General features: G+C 41.5%; 12 protein-coding genes. 7 read left to right on the forward strand and 5 right to left on the reverse strand.

Translation table 11 applies throughout. The features are described from left to right. From VLN09_RS06850 to VLN09_RS06865, 4 genes are all read left to right on the forward strand, one after another. On the forward strand, positions 1-257 hold a 257-nt coding region (locus VLN09_RS06850), incomplete at its 5' end, for a peptide-methionine (S)-S-oxide reductase (RefSeq protein ID WP_325244943.1). Between the two features lie 196 nt (positions 258-453). Beyond that, entirely contained in the window at positions 454-1,113 is a 660-nt protein-coding gene (gene tmpT, locus VLN09_RS06855; RefSeq protein ID WP_325244945.1) for a thiopurine S-methyltransferase, read from the forward strand. A 12-nt stretch (positions 1,114-1,125) separates the two neighbouring features. After that, complete coding sequence (locus VLN09_RS06860) at positions 1,126-1,839, forward strand: DUF1499 domain-containing protein (protein WP_325244947.1); 714 nt, start codon at positions 1,126-1,128, stop codon at positions 1,837-1,839. A 265-nt stretch (positions 1,840-2,104) separates the two neighbouring features. Next, a complete protein-coding gene (locus tag VLN09_RS06865) occupies positions 2,105-3,574 on the forward strand; it encodes a lytic murein transglycosylase (protein WP_325244950.1) in 1,470 nt (489 codons plus the stop codon). Positions 3,575-3,717: 143 nt separating this feature from the next. Here VLN09_RS06865 and VLN09_RS06870 read toward each other — a convergent pair whose 3' ends face one another. The 4 genes from VLN09_RS06870 to VLN09_RS06885 all read right to left on the reverse strand — a co-directional run bounded on the left by VLN09_RS06870 (position 3,718) and on the right by VLN09_RS06885 (position 7,394). Next, a complete protein-coding gene (locus tag VLN09_RS06870) occupies positions 3,718-4,017 on the reverse strand; it encodes a hypothetical protein (RefSeq protein WP_325244952.1) in 300 nt (99 codons plus the stop codon). Between the two features lie 205 nt (positions 4,018-4,222). Next, a complete protein-coding gene (locus VLN09_RS06875) occupies positions 4,223-5,251 on the reverse strand; it encodes a DUF4062 domain-containing protein (RefSeq protein ID WP_325244954.1) in 1,029 nt (342 codons plus the stop codon). Between the two features lie 197 nt (positions 5,252-5,448). Further along, positions 5,449-6,456, reverse strand: coding sequence for a glutamate racemase (murI, locus tag VLN09_RS06880; protein ID WP_325244956.1), 1,008 nt, complete (start codon positions 6,454-6,456; stop codon positions 5,449-5,451). 170 nt (positions 6,457-6,626) lie between these two features. Further along, positions 6,627-7,394, reverse strand: a complete 768-nt coding sequence (locus VLN09_RS06885; RefSeq protein WP_325244958.1) for a DUF1285 domain-containing protein — start codon at positions 7,392-7,394, stop codon at positions 6,627-6,629. Positions 7,395-8,045: 651 nt separating this feature from the next. Here VLN09_RS06885 and VLN09_RS06890 point away from each other — a divergent pair. Then, complete coding sequence (locus tag VLN09_RS06890; RefSeq protein ID WP_325244966.1) at positions 8,046-9,683, forward strand: electron transfer flavoprotein-ubiquinone oxidoreductase; 1,638 nt, start codon at positions 8,046-8,048, stop codon at positions 9,681-9,683. A gap of 108 nt (positions 9,684-9,791) precedes the next feature. Here VLN09_RS06890 and VLN09_RS06895 read toward each other — a convergent pair whose 3' ends face one another. Continuing rightward, the gene (locus tag VLN09_RS06895; RefSeq protein ID WP_325244960.1) at positions 9,792-11,288 is read right to left on the reverse strand and encodes an alanine/glycine:cation symporter family protein; all 1,497 of its coding nucleotides are present in this window, start codon (positions 11,286-11,288) and stop codon (positions 9,792-9,794) included. 1,097 nt (positions 11,289-12,385) lie between these two features. On the opposite strand from VLN09_RS06895, the gene VLN09_RS06900 reads away from it, so the two are divergent. Both VLN09_RS06900 and VLN09_RS06905 read left to right on the forward strand, forming a co-directional pair. Continuing rightward, entirely contained in the window at positions 12,386-12,646 is a 261-nt protein-coding gene (locus VLN09_RS06900) for a DUF4212 domain-containing protein (RefSeq protein ID WP_325244962.1), read from the forward strand. 4 nt (positions 12,647-12,650) lie between these two features. Continuing rightward, the coding region (locus VLN09_RS06905) for a VC_2705 family sodium/solute symporter (protein ID WP_325244964.1) at positions 12,651-13,827 on the forward strand (1,177 nt) is incomplete at its 3' end.

The raw sequence follows: 13,827 nt of genomic DNA on the forward strand, positions 1-13,827 counted from the left end.
TAGGCAGCCAGTATCGCAGCGTGGTGTTCTATACTGAAGAAGCGCAAAAGCCCACTGTTGACCGCACCATAAATAAGCTACGTGACATGGATATCAATGTGGTCACCGAAGTACATCCTGCTCTAGAATTTTATAAAGCCGAGGACACACATCAAGACTTTTTTAATCGTAATCCAGGACAGGCTTATTGTAACTTTGCCATACCGCCAAAACTTGCCAAACTGCGTAAAGAATTTAGCCAGTATATGGTGAGCTAAACACCTATTTGCTGAGTGCAGATTTTTTGAGCTCAATGCTGAGCTTTGAATATCATAAAAGCCAAACGCTTACTATCAGTGTTTGGCTTTTTAATATCTTTGATAGTATTGGATTTAATAACATTGCCTTTGTTAATATTGAGCAACACGTTGTGATCATGAGTCAAAGAAACCCTTATAACAAAAGGCTAAAGCTATGAATCCTGAATTTTGGCAAGCACGTTGGCAAGAAAAACGTATCGGCTTTCATCAATCTGAAGTTAATCCTCTATTAATAAAGTATTTTTCAGCGTTAAAGTTGCCGACCGGTAGCCGCGTTTTTGTCCCTTTGTGTGGTAAATCTATCGATATGATTTGGCTAGCCAATCAAGGTTTTGATGTGATTGGCGTTGAATTGGTTGAGTCAGCGGTACAGGAATTTTTTATTGAGAACGATATCTCGTACACTGTAAAAGTGCACAGTAATCATCCAAACATAAAATGCTATCAAGGAAATCTGTCAGGGCAAACACTATCGTTATGGGTTGCTGATATTTTTACACTGAGTTCTGATGATACCGGTCACGTTGATGCCGTCTACGATCGAGCAGCATTGATTGCCATGCCACCAGAATTGAGCCTCCAATATAGCCAGCAAGTACGCAACCTCAGTCAAAATACTCCTCAGCTATTACTGACACTCAATTATGACCAAGATGAGCGAGCAGGACCGCCCTTTTCAATCAGTCATGAGCAAATTCAGCAGTACTACGGTGCTGACTATCAAATTCATGAGCTGGAGGGAGAGCCATCGACTTTGAACGCCGCACCTGAGATGGCAGTGACAGAGCATGTTTGGTTGTTAAATAAACGATAAGCGAGAAATCCAATGAAAACTTTAGTGAATTTCGTGAGTCTCATTGCTTTCTTATTAGTCGTATTGACAGGGCCTCTTTATAAATATGACATTATTGAATTAGGTACGGTGTTCATAGGATTCAAATATGGAATATTTACCGCTATTGCAGCGCTTGTGTTGCTCGTATTACAAGTTATATTCAAACGAAATACGCTAACGGTTGCTAGCGCGGCGATCACCGTTGCGTTATCTGCAATTGCTATCGGATTGCCACTTAGTATGCTGAGTAAGGGCAAAAGTGTACCGCCCATTCATGATATTTCAACTGATTTAATCAACCCACCTGATTTTGTCGCTATCGCCCCACTACGCGCTGACGCACCTAATCCAGTCGCCTATGCTGGTGAAGCAACTGCCGAGCAACAACGTCAAGGCTATCCGGAACTAAAAACACTTATCTACTCAGAATCAAGAGCTGAATTAGTAAGTGCTGTTGAAAAAACAGCCAAAAATTTGGGCTGGGAATTAGTAAATACTGATGCTAACCAAAGTATTATTGAAGCAACAGATACTACGGCGTGGTTTGGTTTTAAAGATGACATCGTCATACGTGTCACGGATAATGGTAACGAGCGTCTGGTCGATATACGCAGTAAATCGCGGGTTGGCGGTAGCGATTTGGGTAAGAATGCAGAGCGCATTCATGATTTTATTGATGAGTTGGATAGGGTTGTGGCAAAATAGTTGTATAAAACGGCTGTAAAACTACTTTACCACATTAAAATCAGATACTTTTCTAAAATCGTGTAGCGCTATATTTTCTAAAACCCTCTCCTAACCTCACGCCAACGTCAGCTTATAGTAACTGAGTGCTGCGATACCTTTTCTTTACTATTGAGATTGGTTACTCTAAGTAAAATCGGATTTTAATCGCTTTGCTTTACTTTCTAATAGCTACTTTCTAATAACTATTTTTTAACAGCTACTTTGACGTTTATAGGATATTTTTATGCGCTTGACTCATTTGTCCACTTTATCTTTATTGACGGTAGCGATTGGCTTAAGTCTTGCTAGCACCGCTCAAGCTGCCAAGCCAGACGCACCGAACTTGTCTAATGCTCAGTTTCAGCAGTGTCTAGATGGACTAAAAAACTCTAGCAAATTTCGTGGCGTCGATAGCTATACTTTTAATAACTATCGCCCATCGCAGCCTGACCCAAGTGTGATTCAGTCGCTCAACTATCAGCCTGAATTTCAAAAAGACGTCTGGGATTATTTATCTTCGCTCGTTGATACTGAACGAGTAGAAGATGGTATCCGTGCCAAACGTCAATGGGCAGATACGTTGCGTAAAATTGAATCGCGTTATGGTGTCAAAGCCGAGCACGTATTGGGCGTTTGGGGCGTAGAATCTAACTTTGGGCAGACATTAGGCAAAAAACCTTTGTTTGAATCTTTAGCAACCTTATCTTGCTTTGATCGTCGTCAAAGCTACTTTCAAGGCGAATATGCCAATGCCTTAAAAATCGTGCAAAACGGTGATATTGCACCAAGTGACATGACAGGCTCATGGGCAGGTGCATTTGGTCAGACGCAATTTATGCCTAGTACCTTTTTAGAGTTGGCAGTCGACTTCGATGGCGATGGTCGCCGCGACTTGGTCAATAGCGTTCCTGATGCACTCGCCTCTACGGCAAACTTCTTAGATAAGCGCGGCTATCGTTCAGGCGAAGCATGGGGTTATGAAGTGAAACTGCCAAGTGGATTTTGGGCAGCGTCCAATCGTAAAGATAAAAAGTCAATGAGCCATTGGCGCAATCAAGGGCTGACATTAGCTAACGGTAGTCCACTCCCTTCGGACTTGAGTAGTGCTGGATTATTATTACCAGCAGGTCTTGACGGTCCAGCATTTTTAGTCGGTAAAAACTTCGATACTTTTTATTCTTATAACGCTTCAGAAAGCTATGCACTGGCAATTGCTCATTTATCAGATCTGATTACTCGCGAGAACAGCAGTAAAACCGACTTTATCACGGCTTGGCCAACTGACGATCCTGGTATTGGCCGCCAAGAATCCAGAGCGATTCAACAAGCGCTATTGAATGCAGGATATGATATTGGCGCAGTCGATGGCATCATCGGTGATAATACTCGTACTGCTATTCAGCAATACCAGTCTAGCCGTGGCATTTTTCCGGCTGATGGGCGTGCAGGGCAGAAATTCTATCGTGCCATCGTTGGTAATACCGTTCCTAGTCATTCATATGGTAACCAATATGGACAGCCCACAAACAGTCGTCCTTTAAATCCAGCCTCTGCTGATCGCATGGGACAATTGATTCAACAACAAACGACTACACCTAATAGTTACTCCCAGCCTACTGCTATCAGCCCATCCAACTCAGGTACAACACGCTATCGCCGCGTAACGGGTGCTGATGGTGCCATAAAGTTGGTACGTGTTGATGAAGGCTTATAGTCTTTGTATTTGCACCCATTAACACTATAAAAAATGCCACGCTAATAATAGCGTGGCATTTTTTATAGTGTTAATTATATGGTTCCATCATTTTTTATCACTTAGTACAGTCTATATAGTGACTCATGTAGCAATACTAAGATTTAAACGATCGGTGGTGGATTTGGTTTGCCATTATCGCCATCCCAGTTTTCTCGCGCTTTATCATCTAGATCAGCTGGGGTTTTTGGTTCCCATTTACCATTTTCTTTCCATGTGGCATCACCCCAATCGGCATCCTCTTCTTTTCTATCCAAATCCTTATAAGATTTAGTAGGATCAATGCCGCGGCGCTTCATATCCGCTACTTGTTCTTCTAGTGTATGAAACTGACTAGCGTCATGCATAGTTTTTTCTAAGCTCTCTAGCTCACTTTTTAAAGCATCATTTTTAGAATTACTCATTATTTACTCTCCCTAATGGTTCGATATTATTATGTATTTGTTCTACTTATTATCACCAGTATTAAAGGCATTCACAACCAGTACGACGTATACTTTGTATTACAAAACGTAGCTGTAAGTAGAACCATACTCATAAAACATGCTTTTGTAAGCGACTTTAAGATTTGGAATAAAGATAGAGGATAAACATAAAGGCTGCTAGTATCTAGCTGGTTGACGTGAGCGTAGAAGGGCTTTCTGTCGCTGATTTTTTATCGACTAATATTTTTTTTGCATGAAAAGTCAGTTTCCAAAGATCTTGTGTGACTCTTGTGTCATAGGTGGTCAGCTGTATCCAGTTGGCAGCAACCAACTGCTGCTGCAGATAATTAATATCATCTTGAGAGATTTGGCAGCGCGCTACAGCATGGACATTTGGCATCTCAAGCTTGATATCGATCTCAGCTTGGATGGCGATTAAACGGTTAATCCCGCTTTGTAAGCCATAACTTGAAAAGGTAGCCGGCATTTTTATCAGAGTGAGTAATAGGTCTTGCCACGTCAAAACCATAGATCTTGTGACATCGGTCAAATTGCCACCCTCATAAGCTTGGGCTTTATATTGAATCTCAAACGTGTCTGTCAACACGATTTGCTTGCTGACATTATCATCCATAGACTGATTGGAGATGACCGTATTTTCTTGATTAATAATTTTATTATGAGCCAAAGTAGCCGCCAAAACTTCAGATACTGAAGGCTTGCTAGACTTCAAGAGTTCTTCAGTCGTTCTTATCCATCCGGCAGCTATCTGATGGCTGCCAACCATCTTATAGTAAGCTTGAATCAGCAACTGCTCGATGTCAATTTCTGTTTCATAATAATAAATCTTACCTTCTTTTGAGGTTACCATACCGGTAAATGCTTGCAGTTGCCGACTGATATTAGCCTCGTTATGATGTTTTTTAACCAGTATCAACAAGGGTTTTAATTTTGCTTTGGCATTTAGGTAGCTCAAATGCATTTGGCTGACACCAGTATTGTGAGCAGTGCCATAGCTATCGCTAATGACCATCAAAACATAATCGCAGGCATCAATACATTGACGTCCATATAACGAAGCTTTGGGCAGTTTGCTAGAGACATCATAGGTTAAAAAAGCGCGCCCTTGAAAAAATATCGCAATACTATCCAATACCAATAACTGGTCGTTATCAGCACATACAACATGAATATGGTAGCGACGGTTGGGCACAATCACCTCTAATTTTAGTTAGCTGGTCACAATAATTAAGTTCTCAAAAAAGCACAACAAGATACTCTTAAAATATTCTCTTTAGTGAATTTAATTTCAGCACAATATTGCTAAAATACATTCCATTTTGTCTAATTCCATCATTATACTGCGGGATTATAACAGCTAAACTTATATTAGCCTATTAGCCAGCAACACTAACACTCAGGGTAAGCATAATACTGTAAAGAGGTTTGCTTACCAAGTAGGCGTGGTAAGAGCATATCCAAACTTGTATCGTATTTGGTCGCATAGAAAACTAACGGTGGTCTAGCATTTTTACTAGTGAAACCAGTCGCTAACACATTTTTATCCAAACTACTGAGAGGCATTGCAGATAGGTGATTACTTATCAATAACTGCTTAACACGCTCCGCAATTGCCTGTCCTGAATCAACCACCTGCATCGACAGTTTTTGCGCTTTAATTTCTTGCGTCACAAAATTTTTAAAAAATGGATAATGTGTACATCCTAAGACCAGCTGATCTATCCCATCCTTTGCAAATACTTGTAGTTGCTGGCGCAGATTTTGAGCTGTCTCACTATTTTCCGGCATCCCTGACTCAACCCAAGGCACTAGCTGCGGATCAAAGTATTTGGTCACTTTGGTGCTGCTAGGACTGGCAACATTTACAATGACATCATTAAGTAGTGTGCCATTTAGGGTCGCTTTGGTTGCTAATACCGCAACATGCCTATTTTTACTGGCCAATACTGCAGGTTTTAATGCCGGTACCAAACCCACAATAGGCAGCTGCGGATAATACTGCCTTGCTGTCTCTAACGCATGCGCAGAGGCACTATTACAGGCAATGACAATAAGTTTGCAGCCTTGCTGGTATAGCCACTCTATTGCCGTCAATGTTAATGTTTTAATATCGTCACTATCGCGATTACCATAGGGCACATGCAGGGTATCGGCATAATAAATATAACGTTCATTGGGTAGTTGCTGGGCTAAATGTAGATAAACAGACAAGCCACCAATGCCTGAATCAAATAAACCAATGGGCGCGCTACGGTTTGGATCTACCTTTATGCCTTTATTATTTATCTTCTGACTATTTATCACACTATTGGCCATCGCTTCTTCAGAGATATTCTTATCAGAAATTATTGAGTAAGTATTAACCGTATTAGCAACAGCACTTGCGGCAACTTTCATATTATTTTACCGCCATTTTGATAAAAATACTGTCATACCGACCCTACTAATAAATTTAACGAACGTTACTCTCAACGATTAGCCCATAAATAAAAAGAGCTATAAATAGATAACAATTTTTGCTCAAGATTAATAGCAATGATCGGCTAATTATAGCTCATTATTAACCGTTAAATGGATGGCATCGACAATGTATAAGCGTGACCGCCACTTTGCAGCGTTAGTGTGGTCTTACCATCTTGCTCTGTCAATTCGCCAATCTCGGTTAAATGATAAAATACATTGCGACCAATAAGTGCCGTTAATCCATTTCGGACCAGCATATAAGGGCGTATCTGTCCCTCAGCTAATGATTGTTGGTTTTCTTCGCCGTGGTTATTATAGTCAGCATCCGTACCACTAGAGCGATTGTTTTCATTGTCGTCGCCATTATTACTAAAAGAGTTATTAACAACGTCATAAGGACGTAAAACAATAGGATGTTCATCATCTAAGCGAACGACATCACCCGTTGTCGTGGTAAATTCGAGCCAACTATTAGTGTCTTCATTGACGATACCGACATCATTAATCAATAGTGGCGCATCTTCCACTTGGATACGCAGTTTTTGTACGGGCGTCTTCAGAAAATACTCAGTCACGCCCTCTTTTTCTTCCTTCCATAAGATAGTGGCAAATAAACTGACTAATGACTCTCGGGTCATGTGTCCGCCTTCATGCCACCACTCGCCATTGGCTTTGATGACCAAATCCATATCATCAATTTGCTCAGGATGCCAATTTTCTAGTGGCGGTATGGCACGTCCTTCACGCGTCCCTGCCGCAGACTTTAAATATTGGCTCAAATTGTCTATATTATTTAGCTGAGGCAGCTTGTCATTAGAGGCTTTAGCATCTTTTACAGTCATGGCATCGATGTCTTTATTATTATCTGTCATCGTAAAATCCTTTACGTAGTAATCAAAGTTTGGCAAATCTGTTATTACTATAAATTTTAGTTTCGGGTATGATGAGACAATATCGTCATTGTACCCCCACCGTCTTAATCTTACCTTAACACTGATGTTGTGAAATGCGTATCGTGTTTGTGGGACTTTTCTTTTATAATAAGTAACAATTTTTTATTTGAAATAGTCTGGTGGGCGTTGTACTAACGACACATTTTACGTTATGTTTTGAAGGTTTTTAAAAATACTTTCATCGTAACGTCGTCAACTGATACCGTAAAGACCCTTTTTATCGGGCAGCCATATGTCTGAGTAAAGTTAGCGCTGCAAGCCTTATTATTCAATTGTTAAGCTAATGATGCCCTGAGATAAGCCACTACAAGTTTAGGAGTAGGTATGCAAGAGCAAGACAATCAAGCGCCAGTTGTTAATGGTGATACTGTAACTATCGACACCCCAATCGTGACAGACACAGCAAATCCAGAGCCAGCAGTGGTGACACCAGAAGTGCCTGCTGAAGAAACGCCAGTCGTTGTAGATACGCAAGCCGTCGAGCCAGTTGCTGGAACAGTCGTTGTCGACAAAGCGCCAGAACCTGCTATCGAACCTGTCGCAGCAGAGCCTGAAGTTGAACGGGAATCAATGGAATTTGATGTCATCATCGTTGGTGGTGGGCCTGCCGGTCTTTCAGCTGCCATCCGTCTACGCCAGCTGGCTATCGCAGCAGGTAACGATGAATTCATGGTTTGTGTGGTCGAAAAAGGCTCGGAGTTTGGCGCTCATACATTATCTGGTGCGGTTATGGAAACACGCGCTTTAGATGAGCTAATTCCAGATTGGAAAGAAAAAGGCGCACCGCTAAACGTCCCTGCAATTGAAGACCGCGTCTATATGCTGGGTTCAGCAACCAAATCTACCAAACTGATGGATTCAGTCATTCCTGCCAGCATGCATAACCAAGGCAACTATATTGTTTCATTGGGCAACGTCGTTCGTTGGTTGGCTCAACAAGCTGAAGAGCTAGAAGTCATGATGTTCCCAGGCTTCCCTGCTGACGAAATCTTATATAATGACGATGGTTCAGTCAGAGGTGTACTGACAGGTGACATGGGTGTGGCTGCCAGTGGCGAAGCAAAGCATAGCTTTGAGCCAGGTTATGAGCTGCTTGGTAAATACACCATTTTCTCAGAAGGTTGCCGTGGTCATTTGGGCAAGCGCCTAATCAGCCGTTTTGATCTGGATAAAGACTCAGACCCGCAGCATTATGGCATCGGTCTAAAAGAGCTGTGGGAAGTGACGCCTGAGAAGCATGAAGAAGGCGTAGTGATGCACGGTTCAGGCTGGCCATTGACGGACACTGGCTCATCTGGCGGCTGGTGGTTATATTTCGATGAAAACAACCAAGTAAGCTTTGGTATGGTCATCGATTTATCATACTCAAATCCCTATATGTCCCCGTTTGATGAGATGCAGCGTCTAAAACTACATCCACTTATTCGTAATGTGTTAGAAGGCGGCAAACGTCTCTCTTATGGCGCTCGTGCGTTGACCAAAGGCGGTTTAAACTCATTACCAAAATTCACCTTCCCAGGTGGCGTATTGGCGGGTGATGATGCAGGTTTCTTAAACCCTGCCAAAATCAAAGGTACCCATACGTCAATGAAGTCAGGCATGCTTGCTGCCGAAGCGATTTTTGAGGCAGTGCAAGCCGGTCGCCAACATGATGATGTAGAAGCGTATAGCACCATGTATAAAGAGTCGTGGTTGTATCAAGATAACTATGAAGCACGTAATTTTGCTCCTGCCATGCACCGTATGGGTCAATGGATGGGCGGTGCGTTTACCTTTTTAGAGCAAAATCTGCTGGGTGGCAAAATGCCATTGACCATCCATGATAATCAAAAAGATTATGATCAGTTAGAGCGTGCGGCTCATGCCTATCAGCCAACCTATGCAAAACCAGATGGCAAATTGGTATTTGATAAATTATCATCAGTATTTATCTCAAACACCAACCATGCTGAAGATCAACCAGTACATTTAAAATTAACTGATCCAACGGTGCCTGTTACTATTAACTTACCACTATATGCTGAGCCAGCACGTTTGTACTGCCCAGCTGGTGTTTATGAGATTGTAAAGGATGCCGAAGGTGCTAAATTTGTTATCAATGCGCAAAACTGCGTGCATTGTAAAACTTGTGATATTAAAGACCCTTCACAGAACATTACATGGGTAACGCCAGAAGGCGGCGGTGGTCCTAACTATCCAAACATGTAAACCATGATTTACATGGTTATTATTTAGAATAAGCTGCAATAAAAAATCGCCCTCAAAAGGGCGATTTTTTATTGGTATATCAAATGATGATATAGCTAAAAGTTCAGCCTAGTCTGTCCACGCATCACGATTGGCTTCATCTTTAAGCTTTACAAAGTCATCAGGATTGAATTTTATTTGATCAGCGCTTTTGCCTTCTTTAATTTGACGCTCGTAGTCACGTAATATTCTCAGTGCTACCGGTGACAAGATTAGAATAGCAGTCAAGTTGACCAATGCCATCAGACCCATGGATAAATCCGCAAAGTTCCAAATAGCCGGTAAGCTCGCAACAGAGCCGACAAAGACCATGCCCAAGACCATAAAGCGGAAAATCATAATCATTACTTTGGCGTTTTTCTCACCAGAGATAAACTCAAGATTGGACTCACCATAGCTGTAGTTAGCGATGATTGAGGTGAATGAGAAGAAGAAAATAGCGATCGCGACGAAAATCACGCCCATATCACCTACATACTGTGACAGTGCTAGCTGTGTTAACTGAATACCTTCTTGCTCGACGCTAGGATCAACCACACCAGAAAGAATAATAATTGAGGCAGTCGCTGTACAGATAACTAATGTGTCCAAGAATACACCCAGCATTTGCATAAAACCTTGCACCGCTGGATGGTCAGGATGACTTTTCGCAGTTGCTGCGGCATTAGGTGCTGAACCCATACCTGCTTCGTTTGAAAATAGACCGCGCTTAATACCGTTTATCATCGCTTGCGCAATACCATAACCAATCACACCACCTGCTGCTTGCTCAAAGCCAAATGCTGACTTTACAATCAAAGCAATCGCCGCTGGAAATTCGCTGAAATTGGTCAAGATGACATATAGTGCTAACAAAATATATAAAATCGCCATCACTGGAACGATTTTACCCGCAATACGGGCAACAGAGCGTAAGCCACCAAATACTACTGGTGCGACTAGCACTACCAATATCAAGCCAGTCATCCAAGTTGGAATACCGAACGCCTCATTAGTCGCCTGTGCAATGGTGTTGGATTGCACGCCATTGAACGCCAGACCAAAAGCTACCAGCAAGCATAGTGAGAAAAATACTGCAAGCCAGCGTTTCCCCAAACCTTTTTCGATATAGTAAGCTGGTCCACCGCGATAGACATTATCGTTATGCGGTACTTTGTATGCTTGCGCAAGGGTCGACTCGATAAAGCTGGTGGACATACCCACAATCGCTGTCATCCACATCCAAAACACGGCACCCGGTCCGCCCAGATAGATGGCAATTGCCACCCCTGCTAGATTCCCTGTACCTACTCGCGCTGCAAGTGATGTCATCAGTGCTTCAAATGAGCTGATACCACCATCTTTACGCCCTTGATTTGATACTCGTAATAACTGCCACATATGACCAAAATGACGAAACTGAATAAAGCGAGTCGCCACGGTAAAATACAGACCTGCACCAATTAAGACGAACATCAGCAGTCCATACCATGGATTGCTGGCAATCAACCAATCATTATTACCCCAAATGATACTCACACCATAGTTTACGATGCTATTAAACCAACCTACTATGCCTTCGTTCATAATCTATTCCCCTCACTGACTAACTATATTTTTAGCATATGTTATAGATTGAGGTGACTACTCACCTTTTTATGACACTTGATTGTCTCATTATCTATTTAGCAGCTCTAAGACCCGAAGTCATAAAATGGCAATAAAGTCACCCATATCATGTTGGCATATTTTAACTGACTGGCGATTATTTAACTATTTCAATCCATTATTTAGACTTTGTTTCTTTATAAACTTTTGGTGAGTAAGATACCGAATTTAATAAAATTATTATAGTTCATATTTTATGAGAAACTTTTAGGACTGATTAATAGTGATGATATTGGAACTATATTGATATCACGCTTATTTCTTATAAAAAAGTTATTTATATAACCGTTATTTTTAAAATAAATGCCATTTCTTAATTTTAGCCATTAATCTAACTGCTAAAGCAAATCCTTAATATAAATAAAGTGTTAGTGTGCTATTGTCTCAGACATGTGATATTTACTGGCTTTTACTAACATAAGTTAGTAAAAGTTTCTACGAAACGAATATTTAGTTACATAAAGTAAATAAAATTTATTTATTGTTAATTAAGTCAATATTGTATATATTCCTAATAAGTTTATAAAAAGTGCTTGTAATACTTATTGGCATGAATAAATTTTTAAGTATCGAAGCCATATCGTAGGGAAGAAGATATGGATAATAAGACAGAGGATTGTCAGCCCATACCGACCCTCCTCCTTGAATATCATTATTTATATCTGCTAAATTTAATAAAACGCCCTTTCATCTCTATCAATGGATAATGAGTGGGTTGAATCTAAACGATTAATATTGATTTTTATCCTGCAAATTTTATGGTGGTCACACCGAGCAACTTAACATCGGTGTATGTATCCCTAGAGCATTGAAAAAAATTGCTCATATGTTGATAATTTTGGGTCACTTATCCTGATTGATCATTCTGCTTTAGTCATTCATCTACAGATTGTACGACTGCCAGATGTAGATGAATGTCACACTGCCTTTTGCAGTAGGACAAACGCTAAAGCAAAATGACTTGTCAGACTTAAATCAGTGACCTTGTTTTTATGTTAGGCAAAAGGAGTTGTCCTATGGAGAACCACAACGATTCATCAGCTTATTGGCGCGCCAATCGTCGTCTCATTAAAGTCAGCCGTATCATTTGGGCCTTAGTCTCTTATGGTTTTGGTATCTTGCTACGTCCATTATTGTCAGGTATTAGAATAGGTGGTACTGATATAAGCTTTTGGTTTGCACAACAAGGGGCTCTTATCGTATTTATCGCCTTAATCTTCTTCTATGCATGGCGAATGAATAAACTAGATAAACAATATGGTGTAGACGAGGAATAGCCCTATGAGTCAATTTACGATTAATATTATTTTTGTAGGTCTATCTTTCGCTCTATACTTCGGTATTGCTTGGTGGGCACGTGCAGGTTCGACTAGTGAGTTCTATGTTGCTGGCGGCGGTGTACATCCTGTTGTTAACGGTATGGCAACCGCGGCTGACTGGATGAGTGCAGCATCATTTATCTCGATGGCTGGTATTATCGCCACTGGCGGTTATGCTGCATCAACTTACTTAATGGGCTGGACCGGCGGTTACGTGCTACTAGCCATGCTACTAGCACCTTACCTACGTAAATTTGGTAAGTTCACGGTTCCCGATTTCATTGGTGACCGCTTTTATTCTAAAACCGCTGCTATGATTGCCGTTGTTTGTTTGATTATCGCATCAACCACTTATGTTATCGGTCAGATGACAGGTGCTGGTGTGGCATTCTCACGCTTCTTAGAAGTTGACAGTACCACTGGTCTGATTATTGCGGCTGTTGTTGTATTCTTCTACGCCGTACTTGGTGGTATGAAAGGGATTACCTACACGCAGGTTGCGCAGTATGTGGTTCTTATGATTGCCTATACGATTCCTGCAGTCTTTATCTCACTTGAGTTGACGGGTAACCCAATTCCAGGTCTTGGGTTGTTCTCAAACCATGTTGAATCAGGCATTCCTATCCTAACCAAGCTTGACCAAATCGTCGTCGACTTAGGCTTTACCGCTTATACCGCTGATGTGCCAAACAAGCTAAACATGGTGCTATTTACGTTATCACTGATGATTGGTACCGCGGGTCTACCTCACGTTATTATTCGCTTTTTCACGGTTCCTAAAGTTGCAGATGCGCGTTGGACAGCTGGTTGGACGTTGGTATTTATCGCGCTACTATACTTCACTGCGCCAGCAGTAGGTGCAATGGCGCGTCTAAATCTAATCGATACTGTTTATCCACAAGGTGTTGACGCTCCTGCTATCGAATATGATCAACGTCCAGATTGGATGAGAACATGGGAAGAAACCGGTCTTATTAAATATAACGACCTAAATAACGACGGTCGTATCCAGTTCTATAATGATAATGGACTTGGCGCAGCAGAACTAGCATTGGCTGCGGCAACGACTGACGGCGGTGATGTTGCAGCAGCAACGACGGCCGTTGAAAAAGCAAAAGCTGAGCATGCTTTAGGGCGTG

It is taken from the genome of Psychrobacter sp., assembly GCF_035469765.1.
Lineage (GTDB): Bacteria > Pseudomonadota > Gammaproteobacteria > Pseudomonadales > Moraxellaceae > Psychrobacter.

Bases quoted from the DNA above. Each gene is read 5' to 3' on its own strand.
- tmpT (WP_325244945.1), top strand. From the start codon at position 454: ATGAATCCTGAATTTTGGCAAGCACGTTGGCAAGAAAAACGTATCGGC.
- VLN09_RS06860 (WP_325244947.1), top strand. From the start codon at position 1,126: ATGAAAACTTTAGTGAATTTCGTGAGTCTCATTGCTTTCTTATTAGTC.
- VLN09_RS06865 (WP_325244950.1), top strand. From the start codon at position 2,105: ATGCGCTTGACTCATTTGTCCACTTTATCTTTATTGACGGTAGCGATT.
- VLN09_RS06870 (WP_325244952.1), bottom strand. From the start codon at position 4,017: ATGAGTAATTCTAAAAATGATGCTTTAAAAAGTGAGCTAGAGAGCTTA.
- murI (WP_325244956.1), bottom strand. From the start codon at position 6,456: ATGAAAGTTGCCGCAAGTGCTGTTGCTAATACGGTTAATACTTACTCA.
- VLN09_RS06885 (WP_325244958.1), bottom strand. From the start codon at position 7,394: ATGACAGATAATAATAAAGACATCGATGCCATGACTGTAAAAGATGCT.
- VLN09_RS06890 (WP_325244966.1), top strand. From the start codon at position 8,046: ATGGAATTTGATGTCATCATCGTTGGTGGTGGGCCTGCCGGTCTTTCA.
- VLN09_RS06895 (WP_325244960.1), bottom strand. From the start codon at position 11,288: ATGAACGAAGGCATAGTAGGTTGGTTTAATAGCATCGTAAACTATGGT.
- VLN09_RS06900 (WP_325244962.1), top strand. From the start codon at position 12,386: ATGGAGAACCACAACGATTCATCAGCTTATTGGCGCGCCAATCGTCGT.